Source organism: Nocardia noduli, assembly GCF_019038455.1.
GTDB lineage: Bacteria > Actinomycetota > Actinomycetes > Mycobacteriales > Mycobacteriaceae > Nocardia > Nocardia noduli.
The window spans coordinates 1-18,350 of sequence record NZ_JAFMPL010000067.1 but is presented as its reverse complement, the minus strand read 5'-3'; the positions used below and the strand labels follow the sequence as shown (position 1 = coordinate 18,350).

General features: G+C 66.6%; 17 protein-coding genes and 4 tRNA genes. 8 read left to right on the top strand and 13 right to left on the bottom strand.

The genetic code is table 11. The features are described 5' to 3' along the window. Positions 1 to 168: 168 nt before the first annotated feature. The 10 genes from rplA to JZ792_RS27685 form a co-directional block, all read right to left on the bottom strand. A complete protein-coding gene (rplA, locus tag JZ792_RS27730; protein ID WP_216914921.1) occupies positions 169 to 882 on the bottom strand; it encodes a 50S ribosomal protein L1 in 714 nt (237 codons plus the stop codon). 89 nt (positions 883 to 971) lie between these two features. After that, positions 972 to 1,406: a 50S ribosomal protein L11 gene (rplK, locus tag JZ792_RS27725; RefSeq protein ID WP_107659500.1), complete on the bottom strand. Its 435-nt coding sequence runs from the start codon at positions 1,404 to 1,406 to the stop codon at positions 972 to 974. Between the two features lie 190 nt (positions 1,407 to 1,596). Beyond that, entirely contained in the window at positions 1,597 to 2,400 is an 804-nt protein-coding gene (gene nusG / locus JZ792_RS27720; RefSeq protein ID WP_308165488.1) for a transcription termination/antitermination protein NusG, read from the bottom strand. A 113-nt stretch (positions 2,401 to 2,513) separates the two neighbouring features. Next, the gene (secE, locus tag JZ792_RS27715; protein WP_216914917.1) at positions 2,514 to 2,882 is read right to left on the bottom strand and encodes a preprotein translocase subunit SecE; all 369 of its coding nucleotides are present in this window, start codon (positions 2,880 to 2,882) and stop codon (positions 2,514 to 2,516) included. Between the two features lie 31 nt (positions 2,883 to 2,913). Beyond that, positions 2,914 to 2,986 (bottom strand) — tRNA-Trp (locus tag JZ792_RS27710). Positions 2,987 to 3,264: 278 nt separating this feature from the next. Further along, positions 3,265 to 4,335, bottom strand: a complete 1,071-nt coding sequence (locus JZ792_RS27705) for a fused (3R)-hydroxyacyl-ACP dehydratase subunits HadA/HadB (RefSeq protein ID WP_216914956.1) — start codon at positions 4,333 to 4,335, stop codon at positions 3,265 to 3,267. Between the two features lie 258 nt (positions 4,336 to 4,593). Further along, complete coding sequence (gene rpmG / locus JZ792_RS27700) at positions 4,594 to 4,764, bottom strand: 50S ribosomal protein L33 (RefSeq protein ID WP_011211653.1); 171 nt, start codon at positions 4,762 to 4,764, stop codon at positions 4,594 to 4,596. A 43-nt stretch (positions 4,765 to 4,807) separates the two neighbouring features. After that, a tRNA-Met gene (locus tag JZ792_RS27695) sits at positions 4,808 to 4,883 on the bottom strand. A gap of 91 nt (positions 4,884 to 4,974) precedes the next feature. Then, positions 4,975 to 5,047 (bottom strand) — tRNA-Thr (locus JZ792_RS27690). 145 nt (positions 5,048 to 5,192) lie between these two features. Beyond that, positions 5,193 to 5,684, bottom strand: coding sequence for a YajQ family cyclic di-GMP-binding protein (locus JZ792_RS27685; protein WP_109528836.1), 492 nt, complete (start codon positions 5,682 to 5,684; stop codon positions 5,193 to 5,195). A gap of 184 nt (positions 5,685 to 5,868) precedes the next feature. Between JZ792_RS27685 and JZ792_RS27680 the strand changes: the two genes are divergently transcribed. Next, positions 5,869 to 5,951, top strand: a tRNA-Tyr gene (locus tag JZ792_RS27680). Positions 5,952 to 6,039: 88 nt separating this feature from the next. Here the strand turns inward: JZ792_RS27680 and htpX are convergent. Continuing rightward, on the bottom strand, positions 6,040 to 6,915 hold the full coding sequence (gene htpX, locus JZ792_RS27675) for a zinc metalloprotease HtpX (RefSeq protein WP_216914915.1): 876 nt from the start codon (positions 6,913 to 6,915) through the stop codon (positions 6,040 to 6,042). A gap of 211 nt (positions 6,916 to 7,126) precedes the next feature. After that, a complete protein-coding gene (locus tag JZ792_RS27670) occupies positions 7,127 to 8,149 on the bottom strand; it encodes a polyprenyl synthetase family protein (RefSeq protein WP_254190446.1) in 1,023 nt (340 codons plus the stop codon). A 207-nt stretch (positions 8,150 to 8,356) separates the two neighbouring features. Between JZ792_RS27670 and JZ792_RS27665 the strand changes: the two genes are divergently transcribed. The 3 genes from JZ792_RS27665 to JZ792_RS27655 all read left to right on the top strand — a co-directional run bounded on the left by JZ792_RS27665 (position 8,357) and on the right by JZ792_RS27655 (position 10,576). Next, positions 8,357 to 9,628, top strand: coding sequence for a geranylgeranyl reductase family protein (locus JZ792_RS27665; protein ID WP_216914913.1), 1,272 nt, complete (start codon positions 8,357 to 8,359; stop codon positions 9,626 to 9,628). 19 nt (positions 9,629 to 9,647) lie between these two features. Further along, positions 9,648 to 10,073 carry a helix-turn-helix domain-containing protein gene (locus JZ792_RS27660; RefSeq protein ID WP_216914911.1) on the top strand — a complete coding sequence of 142 codons (426 nt, stop codon included), beginning with the start codon at positions 9,648 to 9,650 and terminating at the stop codon, positions 10,071 to 10,073. 62 nt (positions 10,074 to 10,135) lie between these two features. After that, positions 10,136 to 10,576 carry a VOC family protein gene (locus JZ792_RS27655; RefSeq protein WP_216914909.1) on the top strand — a complete coding sequence of 147 codons (441 nt, stop codon included), beginning with the start codon at positions 10,136 to 10,138 and terminating at the stop codon, positions 10,574 to 10,576. Positions 10,577 to 10,658: 82 nt separating this feature from the next. Here JZ792_RS27655 and JZ792_RS27650 read toward each other — a convergent pair whose 3' ends face one another. Continuing rightward, on the bottom strand, positions 10,659 to 11,165 hold the full coding sequence (locus JZ792_RS27650; protein WP_216914907.1) for a DUF2505 domain-containing protein: 507 nt from the start codon (positions 11,163 to 11,165) through the stop codon (positions 10,659 to 10,661). Between the two features lie 40 nt (positions 11,166 to 11,205). Between JZ792_RS27650 and JZ792_RS27645 the strand changes: the two genes are divergently transcribed. From JZ792_RS27645 to JZ792_RS27630, 4 genes are all read left to right on the top strand, one after another. Beyond that, positions 11,206 to 11,712 carry a DUF3592 domain-containing protein gene (locus JZ792_RS27645; RefSeq protein WP_308165487.1) on the top strand — a complete coding sequence of 169 codons (507 nt, stop codon included), beginning with the start codon at positions 11,206 to 11,208 and terminating at the stop codon, positions 11,710 to 11,712. Positions 11,713 to 11,783: 71 nt separating this feature from the next. Further along, complete coding sequence (locus tag JZ792_RS27640) at positions 11,784 to 12,926, top strand: glycosyltransferase family 4 protein (protein WP_216914905.1); 1,143 nt, start codon at positions 11,784 to 11,786, stop codon at positions 12,924 to 12,926. 124 nt (positions 12,927 to 13,050) lie between these two features. Continuing rightward, a complete protein-coding gene (locus JZ792_RS27635) occupies positions 13,051 to 13,761 on the top strand; it encodes a demethylmenaquinone methyltransferase (protein WP_216914903.1) in 711 nt (236 codons plus the stop codon). Positions 13,762 to 14,022: 261 nt separating this feature from the next. Further along, the gene (locus JZ792_RS27630) at positions 14,023 to 18,255 is read left to right on the top strand and encodes a bifunctional nitrate reductase/sulfite reductase flavoprotein subunit alpha (RefSeq protein WP_216914901.1); all 4,233 of its coding nucleotides are present in this window, start codon (positions 14,023 to 14,025) and stop codon (positions 18,253 to 18,255) included. Positions 18,256 to 18,350: the final 95 nt, after the last annotated feature.

Here is an 18,350-nt window from a genome sequence, read left to right as displayed (position 1 = left end):
CCGACGCGATCATCGCGCCCTACGACACCGATCTCGGCGCCCTCGTCGAAGTTGTTGCGTCCGTGCATGATCGGAATCGCGACGGCGCCGGAAACGCCGAGGGCGGGAACGCGGGTCGCGTTCCCGCCCTCGGCGGTGGTTACTGAGGTACGAGACCTCGGGCGCTACTTACGCGTCCTCCTCCAGGAGGTTGCGGGTGCGGTTCGGGTCCACCGGGATGCCCGGTCCGGTGTTCGTCGAGACCGTGATCTTCTTGACGTAGCGGCCCTTGGCGGTCGACGGCTTGACGCGCAGGATCTCGTCCAGCGCGGCACCGTAGTTCTCCACCAGCTTGGCGTCGTCGAAGGACGCCTTGCCGATGACGAAGTGCAGGTTGGCCTGCTTGTCGACGCGGAAGTTGATCTTGCCGCCCTTGATGTCGTTGACGGCCTTGGTCACATCGTTGGTGACCGTGCCCGTCTTCGGGTTCGGCATCAGGCCGCGCGGGCCGAGGACACGCGCGATCCGGCCGACCTTGGCCATCTGGTCGGGGGTGGCGATAGCGGCGTCGAAGTCGAGCCAGCCGCCCTGGATCCGCTCGATCAGATCCTCGGCGCCGACGGCGTCCGCACCGGCGGCTTCGGCCTCGGCGGCCTTCTCGCCCGCGGCGAACACGATGACGCGAGCGGTCTTACCGGTGCCGTGCGGCAGGTTGACGGTGCCGCGCACCATCTGGTCGGCCTTACGGGGATCCACACCGAGACGAACGGCGACCTCGACGGTCGCGTCGGTCTTGGTGGTGGCGGTCTCCTTCGCGAGCCGCGTCGCGGCCAGCGGCGAGTACAGCGCGGACTTGTCGACCTTCTCGGCCGCGGCGAGATACGCCTTGCTTCGTTTTGCCATGATTCTCTGTCCTCGTTATAGGTTCAGAAGTGGTTGTCGGGCCTGGCCGGCCCTCCCACTCGGGAGCGGAGTCGCTCGGAAGGCGGTACTCAGCCCTCGACGGTGATACCCATCGAACGCGCGGTACCCGCGATGATCTTGGCCGCCTGATCGATATCGTTGGCGTTCAGATCTTCCTGCTTGGTCTTGGCGATCTCACGGACCTGGTCCATGGTGACCTTCGCGACCTTGAGGCGATGCGGCTCGGCCGAACCCTTCTGCACACCGGCGGCCTTGAGCAGCAGCCTGGCGGCGGGCGGGGTCTTCAGCTTGAAGTCGAACGACCGGTCCTCGTACACCGAGATCTCGACCGGGATGACGTTGCCACGCTGCGACTCGGTCGCGGCGTTGTACGCCTTGCAGAACTCCATGATGTTGACGCCGTGCTGACCGAGCGCGGGGCCGACCGGAGGAGCCGGGTTCGCCTGGCCGGCCTGGATCTGCAGCTTGATGATCCCGGCGAGCTTCTTCTTCTTGGGGGGCATCTTTCTTCCTTGGTTTCGGTTCCTTACGGTTGCCGTAAGCCTGTTGCGGGCGCGGCCCGCATCCGGACGCGCGGGCCCGGCATCAGCGCACGGATCCGATGACGCGCATCGGATCCACGCACGAACCAACACACCTTACCGGGGCCGTGCCCTGGTCCTTCGCGTGGGGCCGTGGTGCGGCCCCCGCCGATCAGATCTTCGCGACCTGCGTGAACGCCAGCTCGACCGGAGTCTCGCGACCGAAGATCGACACGAGCACCTTGAGCTTCTGCTGTTCGGCGTTGACCTCGGAGATGCTGGCGGGCAGCGTCGCGAACGGTCCGTCCATCACGGTCACCGACTCGCCGACCTCGAAATCGACCTCGATGACGGGCTTGGGGGCCACATCGCTGGAGCCGGAGCCCTCGGCGCCCGCCGCGGCGGGCTTCTTCTGCTGCTGCGCGGCCGGGACGAGGAATTTCACCACGTCGTCGATCGACAGCGGCGAAGGGCGCGAGGTCGCGCCGACGAATCCGGTGACACCGGGAGTGTTGCGCACCGCGCCCCACGACTCGTCGTTGAGTTCCATCCGGACCAGGATGTAGCCGGGCAGCACCTTGCGATTGACGTTCTTGCGCTGGCCGTTCTTGATCTCGGTGACCTCTTCGGTCGGCACCTCGACCTGGAAGATGTACTCCTCCAGATCCAGGTTCTGCACGCGGGTCTCGAGGTTGGTCTTCACCTTGTTCTCGTAACCGGCGTACGAGTGGATGACGTACCAGTCACCGGGGGCGCGCTTGAGCGCTGCCTTCATCTCGGCGACGGGGTCGGCGGGCTCCGCGTCGATCGGAGCGGCGTCGACCACGGGCTCGGATTCGATGGACTCGGAATCGTCGGACTCGGACGCAGCGGGCTCGGAATCAGCGACCACAGCAGATTCCTCGACGGTCTCCACGGCATCCGCCGCGTCGTCGACCGGGAACTCGTCGTTGGTGTCGTTCTCCGGGGTGCTCACTGGGGCACTCGCTTCCTGTGTCGTCACGTACATCCTCTGCGTGCCGGGGCCGGACGCGGCGTCATGCTCCGCCCGCCCCGGGATCGGCTACCGGTGTCGGCGTTCGCGGGTGCTCAGCCGAACAGCCAGTTGACACCTTTGATGAACGCCAGATCCAACCCGCTGATGAACGCGACCATGAAGACCACGAACACCAGAACAACGCTCGTATAGGTAATCATCTGCTTACGGTTCGGCCAGATCACCTTGCGCAGTTCCGCGACGACCTCGCGCAAGAACTTGATCAACTTGGAGATCGGGTTGCTGCGCTTGGTCTTGGCGGCCGTTCTGCCCGCCTTCGACGGACGCTCGATCGTGGCCACCGAACCGGTGTCGACGGGAGCGGATCCGGCGCGATTGCGCCGAGCGGAACGCTTACCGCTCGGCCGTGCTACGGCGTCGTCGTCATCATGCGCGCCGCGGGTGTCCCGCTCGTCGCTCACGTCGATCCTCTCTCGTCGCCGGCATTCAGGGCAGGGGCGACAGGACTTGAACCTGCAACCTGCGGTTTTGGAGACCGCTGCTCTGCCAATTGAGCTACGCCCCTTCGGTCGGACATCCGGAACAAGTCCCGAACTCGTCCGACCACTCTTCCGTATTCAGTTGTACCCGGTGTCACACAACACACGCGCCACTCCGGCGGTTGCAGGCCCCGTGACGACCCCGAAGAAATCCTCCAGGGATATCACTCCGGACCGTCTGGAACCAGCCCCGTAGAGCAGCGCGCAGCGGCTGGTGACCCCAGAAACCTGAGTCTACGTTACCGCCCGCGCAGATAGCCAATCCGGGTCGGGCGACCAGGTCAGGCGGGGTACGCGGCCCCGATCAGGCCAGCGCGACCGTCGCGGTAGCGCGCCCGAAGATCTTCTTGCCCGCCGACTTCGCCACGATGGCGATCACCGCGGTCCGGGTCTGCGGATCCACCGATTTGACCTTGCCGGTGAACTCCACCTCGGCGGCCTCTTCCGAGCCGACGTAGACCGGGCTGGTGAAGCGGACGTTGTACTCCTTGACCGCACCGGGATCGCGCAGCCACGACGTCACGAAACCGCCGCCGAGACCCATCGAGAGCATGCCGTGCGCCACCACATTGTCGAGGCCGACGAGTCCGACGACCTCGTCACTCCAGTGGATCGGGTTCGCGTCGCCCGAGACGCCCGCGTAGTTCACCAGATCGCCGCGGGTCAGGCGAACGGTGCGCGGCGGAAGTTCGGTGCCGACGGCGACGTCCTCGAACGCGAGCGCGCTCTTGCTCGGCGCGATATCGGGAACGGCGGTGACCGGGGCGGGTGCGGCGGCGCCGGGCACCACGGTGCGCGGGCGATGCGCGGGCGCTTCCTCGTCGATGCCGTGCATCAGCACATTGCGCACCGCGCCGGTCAGATCGGGGTCGATATCGCCGCCGCTGCGTCCGATGAGCGTGGTGTAGGTGGTGAGCACCAGCTCGTCGTTCTGCGCGGTGACGGTGTTCTTGGTGACGATGATGTCGCCGCCGAACGCCTGCCGGAACGAATGCAGGTAGACATCGCAGGTCAGCTGGTCACCGACCCGGATGGGGCGATGGAATTCCAGGATCTGGTCGGTCTGCATGATCTGGCTGAGGTCGTAACCGGTGACGATCGTCTCGAACAGCTTGCGCTGGGCCAGAATGCCGACCAGGGAGATGAAGGTCAGCGGCGCGAGCAGCCCGTCGTAGCCGTATTCGCGCGCGGCGTCCTCGTCCCAGTGCACCGGGTGGTAGTCCTGCACGGCGCGGGCGTATTCGCGAACCTTCTCACGGCCGACTTCGTAGTAGTCGTCGACGCGGTAGTGGTGACCGACCATCGCCGCCGCGTGAGCGGCGGGGTCGAAATCTGCCTCGCTCGCCTGGACCGCTTCTGCTGTACCGGTGTTCATTGTCACGGAAGGACTGTACCTATCTGACCCCGCAACGCGAGGTCTCGGCGGAGCGGACACGGCCTCGCAGACGCTCGGCTACCTGTCCGCGTTTCGCGGGCTGTGAGTAACTGTCGCTCGCGGTCAACCACCACCGTCGAATCCGTAAACGCACTCAGGGCCGGACATATCTGTCCGGCCCTTCGCAGCTTCACGTCCGAGATAACCGGGATTCGAACCCGGTGCCCAATCACGCGGCAGCGGCACGCGTCGAATGGACTAGCGGGATTCGCGGTGCGCCCGGTGGGTTCCGCAGTTCGGGCAGAACTTCTTCAGTTCCAGCCGATCCGGATCATTGCGGCGGTTCTTCTTGGTGATGTAGTTGCGATGCTTGCACTGCTCGCAGGCCAAGGTGATCTTTGGCCGGACATCGGTGGACTTCGCGGCCACGATATTCCTTCTTTCGGTCAACCAGATGGTCTGATCGGTTCTATGGTAGCGATGGCCGGACTTGAACCGGCGACACAACGATTATGAGTCGTTTGCTCTACCGACTGAGCTACACCGCCACGTGGACGCATTGCCTGGATGACGCGCCCGGCTCCCTCTTACGTGGGAACGTTTAGCGATGCCGAGTCGGTCACCACCGGCAATCCGGCGAGCCCCCTAACGGAATCGAACCGTTGACCTTTTCCTTACCATGGAAACGCTCTGCCGACTGAGCTAAGGGGGCATGACTAGCTCCGCACCGAAAACCACTTGCTCGACTTCGGCGCGGCGAAGTCTTGAACGAGGTTACACACCTACCGGTCGCAGTTCCAAACCGGGTGGTCAGAGCGGTTTTCGCGGCCACCGATCCGGTGGCCGCCCGCCACCGGCTAGCGGTAGTTCACGAACTGGAGGGCGATTCCGAAATCCTCGCCCTTCAGCAGCGAGATGATCGCCTGCAGATCGTCGCGCTTCTTGCTGCTGACGCGCAGCTCCTCACCCTGGATCTGCGCCTTCACGCCCTTGGGGCCCTCGTCGCGGATCTTCTTGGAGATCTTCTTGGCGTGTTCGGCGTCGATCCCCTGGACCAGCGTGCCGGTGATCTTGTAGGTCTTTCCCGACGGCTGCGGCTCGCCCGCGTCGAACGCCTTGAGCGAGATATCGCGGCGAATCAATTTCTCCTTGAAGACCTCGAGCGCGGCTTTGACCCGCTCCTCCGCCTCCGCGGTGAGCACGATCTTCTCCTCGCCGGACCACTCGATCGTCGCGCCGGTGCCGCGGAAGTCGTAGCGGGTGTTCAACTCCTTCTCCGCCTGGTGCAGGGCGTTGTCGACCTCCTGCCGGTCGACCTTGCTGACGACATCGAAAGACGAATCGGCCACACTGCGCTCCTGTTCCTGACAGTCCTACGGGCTCACCTCGACCGGAATACGGCCACTGTCAGTTCTACCCGCCGACGACCGTCCCCGTCGCATCGCACGGGCACTACGGCAGGGCACTGTCCAGCCGGTTTGCAATTTCGGGAGGGGTACGTTGTAAGCTCACTTGCGCGCCGAGAAGCGCGACGGCAGGTTGCCCGAGCGGCCAATGGGAGCAGACTGTAAATCTGTCGGTGAAAGCCTACGTAGGTTCGAATCCTACACCTGCCACCCGAATACGAATGAGCGAGCTGATTACGCGAAAACGCGCGAACAGCTCGCTCTTTCGCTTTCTACCGCCCTGATCGGCGCCGGTGGATCAGTGCCGGTGCGGACCGCCCCCCATCTCCTCCAGACGAGCGATGCGATCGGCCATCGGCGGGTGGGTGGAGAACCAGCGGGTGGCGCGATCGCCCGCGCGGAACGGGTTGGCGATCATCAGATGCGATTGGGCCGTCAAACGCGGTTCCGGCGGCAGCGGGGCGGCCTGCACACCCCGCTCGAGTTTGCGCAGTGCCGAGGCCAGGGCGAGCGGATCGCCGGTCAATTCGGCGCCGGACTGATCCGCCTGGTATTCCCGCGAACGGGAGACGGCGAGTTTGACCAGGGTCGCGGCGATCGGGCCGAGCAGCGACACGAGGAAGACCCCGATGATATTCGGGCCCTCACCGTTGCCACGGCCGCCGAATATCGACGCGAAGAAGGCCAGATTGGCCAGACCCGAGATGACGGCGGCGAGCGCGCCCGCGACCGAGGAGATGAGGATGTCGCGGTTGTAGACGTGGGACAACTCGTGACCGAGCACCGCCCGCAATTCCCGTTCGTCGAGAATCTGGAGTATTCCGCTGGTGCAGCAGACCGCGGCGTGGCGCGGACTCCGCCCCGTGGCGAAGGCGTTGGGGGCGTTGGTCGGGCTGACGTAGAGCCGCGGCATCGGCTGGCGCGCCGTCGTCGCGAGTTCGCGCACGATCCGGTACATGACCGGCGCCTCCAGTTCGCTGACCGGTTGCGCGCGCATCGCCTTCAGCGCGAGTTTGTCGCTGTTGAAGTACGCGTACGCGTTCACCCCGACGGCGAGCAGGATCGCGAAGACAAGGATCGTGGGACTACGGAACATGGCTCCGGCGAAGACGATCAGCGCCGAGAGACCGACCATCAGACCGAACGTCTTCAGCCCATTCGCATACCCGTGCATATCCGCCCTGTTCCGCCTCTCCGGCTGTGACTCGTCGCCGCCCGGGCACGAGTCACCCGCGAGCTCACGACATCGGTTGTCGCGATGGGCCGCACGTCGATGTCACCGACGTCCGATATCACCCACCGCCGATTGCATCACACCAGGTCAACGACGCGAGTCGGGGAAAGGTTCCTGATCGGTAACAGCGGCGCGGCAGCAGGGGGGAGGGTCAGCCCACCCGCTCGATGGTGTAGCGCACCAGACGCTCGAGCGCGTCGTTGGCGGGACCGGGCGGGAGCGCGGACAGTTCGGCGTGCGCGACATCGGCGTACCCCTGCAACTTCTCCTTGGCCAGCGCCATCCCCCGGGAGCGGGCGAGGAGTTCGAGCGCTTCGGCGACCTCCTCGTCCGATTCCAGCGGACGGGCGAGCAGGACGCGCAGCCGATCACCCTCGGGGCCCTCGTCGCGCAACGCGTACAGCACCGGCAGGGTGTGCACACCCTCGCGCAGGTCGGTGCCGGGAGTTTTGCCCGACTGCTCCGAGGCCGAGGAGATGTCGATGATGTCGTCGGAGATCTGGAAGGCCGTGCCGACCGCGTCGCCGAGCCGGGCGAGCCGTTCGACGTGCGCGGTGTCGGCGCCGGAGAAGGTACCGCCGAAACGGCCGGAAGCGGCGATCAGCGAGCCGGTCTTCTCCCAGACCACACGCAGGTAGTGCTCGACCGGATCCTGGGACTCGCGCGCGCCCATGGTTTCGCGCATCTGACCGGTGACCAGCTCGGCGAACGTCTCGGCGATGATGCGCACCGCGTCGGGGCCGAGGGTCGAGGTCAGCCGCGAGGCGTGGGCGAACAGGTAATCGCCCGCCAGGATGGCGATGTTGTTGCCCCAGCGCGAATTCACGCTCGGTGCGCCGCGACGCATCTGGGCCTCGTCCATCACGTCGTCGTGGTACAGGGTGGCCAGATGCACCAGTTCGACGACGGTGCCCGCGGTGATCAACGCCGGATCGGTGGGATTGGGTCCGAGCTGACCGGTGAGAACGGTGAACAGCGGACGGAAACGCTTACCGCCCGCGCGCGCCAGGTGCAGAGCCGCTTCCTGGAGGAAATCCTCGCCGTCGGACAGTTCGTCGATGAGCAGTTTCTCGACCTGTTCCAGGGCATTGCGCACGGTCGACGCCAGCTCGGTGTCACCGAGATCGACCCCGGCCACCACCGTGCTCTGCTCTGTCACAGCCGATGTGCTCATCTCTTCTCCCAGCGATGCGTCCGACCCCACGGTGAAGAACCTAGCGTGTCCGCGCCGCGCGGCCCATGAACACGGTCACTCCACGGCGTACCGCCCACTTTTCCACATATTCGCCTCGGCAGGATCACCAGCCGTGGCGTGAGTGATCCGCCACCGAGGACGGGTCCGCCGTCGACATCGGCGCGAGCGCCCTGCAAGTATGAGCGCATGGGCTCACCGGATGTCACTCCCGCGAGCGGCGATGGCGACGCGCTGCCGAGCAGGGCCGAGGTGCTGGTCGTCGGCGCGGGCCCGGCCGGGTCGGCCTCGGCCGCGTGGGCCGCGCGCGCGGGCCGCGATGTGCTGCTGATCGATTCCGCGGTCTTCCCACGGGACAAGACCTGCGGCGATGGGCTGACTCCGCGCGCGACAAAGGAACTCGAACATCTCGGACTCGGCGAATGGGTGCGCGCCCACACCGTCAATCACGGCCTCCGAATGACCGGTTTCGGCCGTGAGGCGTTGTTGAGCTGGCCCGCCGGATCCTTCCCGACCTACGGAAGCGCCGTTCCCCGAACCGAACTCGACGACAAGTTGCGCGAGACCGCGGTGAAGTCCGGCGCGCGCATGCTGGACGGCACAAAGGTGGTGGAAGTCACTCGCGACGGTGATCGTGTCACCGGCGTGACGGTCGAGACCGCGGAGGGCTCGCGCACCATCGCCTGCGAGCGTCTCGTGGTCGCCGACGGGGTCCGCTCCCCCGTGGGCAAACTACTCGGCCGAACCTGGCACCGCCGCTACGCCTACGGCACCGCCGCGCGCGCGTACATAAAATCCGGGCGCAGCGACGACCAGTGGATCACCTCGCACCTGGAGTTGCGTGATGCCGAGGGCGAACTCGTCCCCGGCTACGGCTGGGTGTTCCCGCTCGGCAACGGCGAGGTCAACATCGGCGTCGGTTCACTGGCGACCGAGGCTCGACCTTCCCACATCGCGCTGAAACCCCTACTGCGGCACTACACTTCGCAGCGCTACGAGGAATGGCAGTTCGAAGGCGAACTGCGGGCGATCGCGTCGGCGCTGCTGCCGATGGGCGGTGCGGTGTCGAATGTGGCGGGCCGCAACTGGGTGCTGATCGGCGACGCGGCGGGCTGCGTGAACCCGCTCAACGGCGAGGGCATCGATTACGGCCTCGAAGGCGGCCATATGCTCGCGGGCCTGCTCGACGAACCGGATCTCACCCGGGTCTGGCCCGAGTTGCTGCGCGCGTGCTATGGGCGCACGTTCTCGGTGGCGCGCCGCATCGCGGGCCTGGCCACCCACCCGCGCATGGTCCCACTCGGCGGTCCCCCGGTGATGCGCTCGAAATACTTGCAGCGCACCGCCGTTCGAGTGATGGGAAATCTCGTCACCGACGAGGATCTCGACCTCACCGCGCGAGCCTGGCGGCTGGCGGGCCGTGGCTCGATGCGCATGGACGAACTACAGCCGTTCTCCTGACATCCCGAGGGTGAGGGCCATGACCGAACCGCAGGCACGGGGGCTGCCCGCATTCGACCTGCTGCCGCATCTGCGCAAGGCACGGGATCTGGCCGATCGCCGGTACGCCGACCCCCTGAATCTCGATGAGCTGGCCGCGGCGGCCGGGGTGTCCAAATACCATTTCCTGCGCGCGTTCACCGCCGTCTACGGCCGCACACCGGCGCTCTACCTGGCCGAACGCCGGATCGAGCGCGCCCAGGATCTGCTGCGCGCCACGAATCTCACGGTGACCGAGGTCTGCATGCTCGTCGGTTACACCAGTCTCGGTTCCTTCAGCACCAAATTCCGGCAGCTCGTCGGCGTCGCCCCCTCGGAATACCAGGCGAAATTCGCCGACGGCGCGCCGCGCATTCCCGGCTGCTACGTCTTCATGCACGGCCTGTCCGACCGCACCCGCGAGTGAATCGACGCGACACCGCAATTTCGGAGAAGCCCGCCGAACCGGAACCGAAATAGCCTGTTCCCATGACGACGATTTCCAATATCTCGCTGGTCACGGTGTACGTGACCGATCAGGACGCGGCCAAACGGTGGTACATCGACAATCTCGGATTCGTGGAAGCCACCGATATCGCGATGGGCGACAACGGGTTCCGCTGGGTCACCATCGTCCATCCGGATCATCCCGAACTCGAGGTGACCCTGATGATTCCCGGGCCGCCGCTGGACGACAATCTCGCCGACGCGATCCGGCGCTCGCTGGCCAACGGCACACACGGCGCGCTCGGACTGAGAACCGAGAACTGTCAGAAGGCGTTCGAGGATCTGACGGCCAAGGGCGTCGAATTCGTCGCGCCGCCGGCGGAACGGCCCTACGGCGTCGAGGCGATCATCCGTGACAATTCCGGGAACTGGCTGGTGCTGGTCGAGCCGAAGGAATTCGATCCGGCGGCCTTCGGGGGATAGTGACAGCGGGTGATGCCGGCGGATAGCGAAACGATTCGGGCCCGTCACCGTCACCGGTCACGGGCCCGAATTCGCGGCGTCGTCAGGCGCTGGCCTGGCTGGTCACCCACTGCTCGACGAACGTGCGCTCGCTGTTGATCACCTTGCGGTAGAGCTGTTCGGCCAGTGGCTCGATGGCCCCGCCGACCAGCGGAACCTTCACCTTCACCGTGCCGACCACCTCGATCTCGGAACCCTCGGCGGTGGGGCGCAGCGTGTAGGCGCCGGTCATCTCGCCCGCGACGCCGGTGGTCGTGGCTTCGAAGACGCCCTTGGCGAGTTCGCCGTCGAGCGTCTGCCAGTAATCGGTGCGCGAGAGGACCAGATCACTCTTGAGCACCGTGCGCACGATGGCGGGAACCTTGTCCCTGCGCGCGGTTTCGGTCATGTGGATGCGAATGGTGCCCGCACCCTCGGGATGGGAGAGGTCGAAAGTCGCGGTTTCGGCCTCGGCGAATCTGGCGTGCCAGACGCCGTCGCCGGTCAATGCCCGGTGGAGATCTTCGACCGGGACAGCGTAGGGCACGGTGAAGCTGAATTTTCGGGACATGGGCGCTCACGCTAGTCGAATCGGTCGGTAGCCTGTCGCTGTGTCGGAAACCAGCCAGTCCGAAAGGCGGGCCGTTCGTCTGAGGCGGGCGAAGTTCGGTGTCTGCATCGCGGCGGCGGTGGTCAGCGTCCTGATGGGTCTGCTCGTACTCGCCGCGTGGCGCAACGACTACCTGATCAGTTCCGACAAGGGGGTGACCACCGCGGAGGTGCTTTCGGCGGGACGGCTGCGGTCGGCGGTCATCTACGTGACTCCGGACGGGGAAACCCACAATCCCAAGGTCGGCGTGCTGTATCCGACCAATCTCACCGCGGGTGAGCGCATCAATGTGGAGTACAACCGGGCCGATCCCGATCTGGTCCGGGTCGCGGGCCGCGATGTGCGCGTCGCGCTGCTGCCCGCGCTGTCGGTGATCGTCGTCGCCTGGCTGCTCGCGCTCCCGACCCTGTGGATTCTCACCCGAATGGGCCGTCGACGCCGCGTCGATGACGGCGCGAGCCCTCTGACCAGCGACTCTTCGACGCGCTCGGATCCGGCGCTCCAATAGTTCGCCGGACGTTTTCTCGATCGTCACGTCGGCGTGGCGGGTCGGCGCGTTCCGGCGGTCACGCTGAAGTGGTGCGCGTAGCCATCGTTTCGGAGTCGTTCCTGCCGAATATGAACGGCGTCGTCAACTCTGTCCTCCACATCATCGACCACTTGGATCGGCACGGTCACGAGGCGCTCGTCATCGCGCCGGACACCCCGCGCGGAATGCCCCCGGCCCCGCGTCACCACGGCCGTTTCCGGGTGCACCGGGTGCCAGCGGTAATGGTCCCCAAGATCAGTTCGCTGCCGGTGGGGCTGCCACAACCCGGTATCACGGCCGCGATCGGGGAGTTCGGCGCGGACGTGGTGCATCTGGCCTCGCCGTTCCTGCTCGGGGCAGGCGGGCTCGGCGCGGCCGTTCGCCTCGATCTGCCGACGGTGGCCGTCTACCAGACCGATGTCGCCGGATTCGCCAAGAGCTACGGCCTCGGACTGACCGCCAAGGCGGCCTGGCATTGGACGCGGCGCATCCACGAGGGCGCGACCAGAACTCTCGCACCCTCGCGCGCGGCGGCCGAGGATCTGCGCAGACACGGTGTCCCGCGCGTGCACCGCTGGGGCCGAGGTGTGGATATCGCCCGGTTCGCACCGTCGGCGCGATCCGCGCGGACGCGGGCTGGCTGGCTGGCTGGTTCGCAGCGGCTGCTGGTCGGTTTCGTCGGACGGCTCGCCCCGGAGAAACATGTCGAGCGACTCGCGGTTCTCGCCCACGATCCGGATATCCAACTGGTGATCGTCGGTGACGGACCCGACCGGGCGGCGCTGAGCAGGCTCATGCCGAACGCGGTGTTCACCGGCGAACTCGGCGGCGCCGAGTTGGCACAGGCGTACGCGAGCCTGGACGTCATGGTGCACGCGGGCGAGCACGAGACGTTCTGCCAGGGCGTGCAGGAGGCGCTGGCCGCGGGCGTACCGGTCATCGGCCCGGACGCGGGCGGCCCGCGCGATCTGATCGCGCACTGCCGCAACGGCTATCTGCTCCCGGTCGACCGCTTCGAGGAACTGCTGCCGAGCGCGGTCGGCGCGCTGCGCGACCCCGAGATCCGGGCCAGATTCGCGAATTCGGCCCGCAAATCGGTCCTGCACCGCACCTGGCCCGCGATCTGCGCCGAACTGATGGGCCACTACGGCGAGGTGACCGGTATGCGGGTCAGGCTGCCGCACACGGCCTGAGCCGCGGCGGCTGTGCGGCCGATCACCGCGCACCCCGTCCGACCTGCCACGACGGCGCGACGTGCCAGCGCGCTCGGGCCGTCGACGTGGTCGCGCGGGCGGCCCGCGCACTAGGGTCGAACCCGTGGCGAAAACAGAGCAGCGGGAATCGTTTCGGGCCTCGCTCGAAAAGCAGCCGCACGAGGTCGCGTCGATGTTCGACGGGGTCGCGAAGCGGTACGACATCACCAACACCGTCATCTCGGCGGGCCAGGACAGGTACTGGCGGTGGGCGGTCCGCAAAGCGGTGGCACCGCGCCCCGGTGAGCGCGTCCTCGACCTCGCGGCGGGCACCGGCATCTCCACGCTCGATCTCGCCAGGTCGGGCGCGTGGTGCCTGGCCGCCGATTTCTCCAAGGGCATGCTCGCCGCCGGTCAGTTCCGCGATGTGCCGATGGTCGCGGCCGACGCCACCGCGCTGCCTTTCGCCGACGACTCCTTCGACGCGGTGACCATCTCCTACGGCCTACGCAATATCTCGGACTCCCCGCGGGCGCTGCGCGAGATGCTGCGCGTCACCAAACCCGGCGGCAGGCTGGTGGTGTGTGAATTCTCCACACCCGTGGTCCCGGTGTTCACCACCGTCTACATGGAATACCTGATGAAGGCGCTGCCCCGGGTGGCGCGCGCGGTGAGCAGCAACCCCGACGCCTACGTCTATCTGGCCGAATCCATCAGGGCCTGGCCCAACCAGCGACAGCTCGCGATGCGGATCGCCGACGCGGGCTGGTCCTCGGTGAAATGGCGTAATCTGACCGGCGGCATCGTCGCGCTGCACCGGGCCTACAAGCTCTAGTCGATCGCCTCCTGGCAATCGCAGTGACGACACTCACGTCAGCCCGGTCGACGGCGACAACATGACACAGGTTTCGGTTCGCGCCACCGACCATCGCGCGAACCGGCCGTCATCGACGCAGGTCAGCAGGGCTGTTCGGGCCGACGGACACCCGCCCCTCCGGTGATCTCACCGCCGTGGATTCACGCCGTGAGGTTAATTGTCATCTAGCGATAACGCTGGGTAAATGCGACGCAACGGCCGATGGCCATTATCGGAGGCATGTCGGATGCAGTAACGGCTCGCACGGGAGGCACCGCCAACACGGCGTGCTCCTACTGTGGCGTCGGCTGCGGAATCACCGTGCAGACCGCCCCCGACGCCACCGGTAAACCGATGATCACCAAGGTCAGCGGCGACAAATCCCATCCGTCCAACGCGGGAAGGCTCTGCACCAAGGGCGCGACCCACCTCGAACTGATGAAGACGCCCGGCCGGATGGAGACCGCCTACCGTCGGCCCGAGCGCGGCCAGGCCCCGGTGCCGGTCTCGGTCGACGCCGCGGTCACCGAAGCCGCCGACCGGTTGCGCGCCATCCTCGAAGAACACGGGCCCGACGCGATCGCGCTGTATGTCTCCGGTCAGATGTCGATGGAAGCGCAGTACCTGGCGACCAAACTGGCCAAGGGCTACCTGCGCACCGTCCACATCGAGGCGAACTCGCGCCTGTGCATGGCGAGTGCGGGCACCGGCTACAAGCAGTCGCTGGGCTCCGACGGACCGCCCGGCTCCTACGACGATTTCGAGCACGCCGACCTGTTCTTCGTGATCGGCGCGAATATGGCCGACTGCCACCCCATCCTCTACCTGCGCATGGTCGACCGGCTCAAAGCGGGCGCGAAACTCATCGTCGTCGATCCGAGGCGCACCGACACCACCGCGCGCGCCGACCTGTTCCTCCAGTTGAAACCCGGCACCGATCTGGCACTGCTCAACGGCATCCTGCATCTGCTGGTGACCAACGGCGATATCGACGAGGAATTCATCGCCGAGCACACCGAGGGCTGGGCCGCGATGCCCGAATTCCTCGCCGAGTACACCCCGGACGTGGTCGCCGGGATCACCGGACTCGCCGAGGCCGACATCAGGACCGCCGCCGCGATGATCGCCGAGGCGGGCGAATGGATGTCGCTGTGGACGATGGGCCTGAACCAGTCCACCCACGGCACCTGGAACACCAACGCCCTGTGCAATCTGCACCTGGCCACCGGCGCCATCAGCCGTCCCGGTAGCGGGCCGTTCTCACTCACCGGTCAGCCCAACGCGATGGGTGGACGCGAGATGGGCTACATGGGCCCCGGTCTGCCGGGCCAGCGCAGTCTGCTGGCCGCCGCCGACCGCGCCTTCGTCGAAACCGCCTGGGATCTCGCGCCGGGCACCCTGCGCACCGAGGCCGGGCCAGGCACCGTCGAGATGTTCCGCGCGATGGCGGACGGTTCGATCAAGGCCGCCTGGATCATCTGCTCCAATCCGGTCGCCTCGGTCGCCAATCGCAAAACCGTGATCGCCGGTCTGGAGGCCGCCGATCTGGTCATCGCGCAGGACACCTATACCGAGACCGCCACCAATTCCTATGCCGATCTGCTGCTGCCCGCCACGCTGTGGGCCGAGGCCGACGCGGTGATGGTGAACTCGGAACGCAATGTCACGCTGTTGCAGCAGTCGGTGGAACCGGCGGGACAGGCGCGTCCCGATTGGCTGCTGATCGCCCAGATCGCCACCGCGATGGGTTTCCCCGGTTTCGAATTCGACTCCGGCGCCGAGGTCTTCGCCGAGATCCAGCGTTTCGCCAATCCGGCGACCGGCTACGACCTGCGCGGCATGAGTTACGACACGCTGCGCGAATCGTCGATGCAGTGGCCGTGCGCCGAACCTGGCGCGCGCCGTAATCCGGTGCGCTACCTCAACGACGGTGTCAGCCAGACCCTGTTCGTCGATGAATCCGGACACCGTCCGCGCCTGGCTTTCGCCACGCCGAGCCGCAAGGCCGTCTTCTGGCCGCGCCCGCATATGGCGCAGGACGAGATGCCCGACGACGACTACCCGTTCGTGCTGAATACCGGCAGGTTGCAGCACCAATGGCACACGATGACCAAAACCGGCAAGATCACCAAACTCAACAAGCTCAACGGCAAGCCGTTCATCGAGGTGCATCCCGAGGACGCCGAACGGCTCGATCTGCGGCCGGGCGACCAGCTCGAAATCGCCTCGCGGCGTGGCCGGGCGGTACTTCCGGTGCAGATCAGCGACCGCGTGCGGCCCGGTGATTGTTTCGCGCCCTTCCACTGGAACGACGAACAGGGTGAATACCTGACCATCAACGCCGTCACCAACGACGCGGTGGACGCCGCGTCGTTGCAACCGGAGTTCAAGGCCTGCGCGGTATCACTGCGGCGGGTCGCGCCGGTGCCGGAACCCGAACGCGACACCCCGGCGGTGGTCGGCACCGAGGCCGGAAACGGTGCGGCGCAGGCGCATCCGCTGGCCGTCATGCTCGGCCTCGACAGCGGTATCGCCCCGACACTGAGCGATGTCGAGCAGATCTACCTGGGCGGATATCTGGCGGCGCTGCAATCGCTTCCGGTCGTCGGCCAGCCGGTGCTACCCGAATCCGCGCCGCTGTCCGCGCGCAGCCGGATGTGGATCGACGGCATGCTCGCGGGCATGTACTCGCGCGGCGCGGGTATCGACAGCGCAGACTTCGCGAGCGAGGAAACCCCGACGTCGCCCGTCACGGTGCTGTGGGCGTCCCAGACCGGCAACGCGGAGGAATTCGCCGCCGAGGTGGCCGAGCGACTCGCCGAATCCGGTTACGCGCCGAGACTGCTCGACATGGATTCGTGCGAACTCGGGGTGCTGACCGGCGATGTGCTGTTGATCAGCAGTACCTTCGGCGACGGCGGCCCGCCGGACAACGGCGCGGATTTCTGGGATCGGCTCGACGACAGCGTGCTCCGGTTCACCGGTATGCGCTACGCGGTCTTCGCCCTCGGTGATTCCTCCTACGACGACTTCTGCGGGCACGGCCGCAAACTGGACACGAAACTGGCCGAACGCGGAGCCACCCGGCTGCTGACGCGCACCGACAGCGAACCGGACTACCGCGAATCCGCCGAGCGGTGGCTCGACGACGTGCTGGCCGCGCTCGGCGGTTCGGGAGGCGGAGCCGAACCCGGTCCCGCCGACCCGGTACCGGGGACGGTGTCGGTCGGCGGACCCGCGCCGAGAGCGGCGGCGCCGATCGCCACGGGCGGCGCGACCATGACGCTGACCCGTTCGGCGCCCGCGCCCGCACGTACCCGGCGCGACAATTCCGCGCCGTTCACCCGGCACGCGCCGCTGACGACGTCACTGGTGCGCAACGAACAGCTGTCGCGGCCGGGGTCCCCGAAAGAGGTGCGTCAGTTCGGATTCGACCTGCGCGGGCTGAACGCCGCCTACGAGGTCGGCGATTCGCTGGGCGTATGGCCTGCCAACTGCGAATCCCTGGTGACCGAATGGCTCGACGCCACCGGCCTGGACGGACGACGCGGTATCGAGGTCGACGGCGGGGAAGTGCCGTTGTCGCAGGCGCTGCGCACCCACTACGACATCACCAAGATCAGTCACGACCTGCTGACCTTCGTGGCCGACCACAATCCGAGTCAGCAACTCGCCAAACTGCTGCGCCGCGACAACCGCAACGAACTCGACAACTACCTGTGGGATCGCCAGGCCGTCGACGTGCTGCGCGATTTCCCGGTGCGCGCCGATCTGGTCGATTGGCTCGCGACGATGAAGAAGTTGCAGCCGCGCCAGTATTCGATTTCGTCGAGTCCGCTGGTCAGCCCCGACGAGGTGCAGTTGACGGTCGGCGTGGTGCGCTACGGCGATCCGGCCATGGCCGGATCGGCGGCCAGGCGCGGCGGCGTGTGCTCGACCTATCTCGCCGACCGCGTCGACGGTGTGCGCGCCGAAGTCCCCATCTTCCTCCAGCGCGCACCGCATTTCCGGCCGCCGCTGGACCCGAACGCGCCGATGATCATGGTCGGCCCCGGTACCGGAATCGCCCCGTTCCGCGGTTTCCTCCAGGAGCGCAGGGCACTCGGCGCGACCGGAAGGAACTGGCTGTTCTTCGGCGAACAGCACGCGGCGCAGAACTTCTACTACCGCGCCGAACTCGAGGACATGTTCCGCTCGGGTTTCCTCACCCGCCTGGATCTGGCCTTCTCCCGGGATCAGCGCGAACGGATCTACGTGCAGAACCGGATGATCGAACACGGTGCGGAACTGTGGTCGTGGCTGCGTGACGGTGCCCATTTCTACGTCTGTGGCGACGCCGCGCGCATGGCGAAGGATGTGGACGACACCCTGCTCCGCCTCGCCCAGATCCACGGCAAACTCGACGAACCCGCCGCGCTCGCGTTCAAGAAACAGTTGATCGCCGACAAACGCTACGTGCGCGACGTCTACTGATCGAGCCGATTCCGGCCCTGTCCGTCGGCGGTGTCAGACGAGGGACGGGTTGAGCCTGGCGAAGTCGGGCAGGCGGCGGTAGGGGTAGTAGGGGT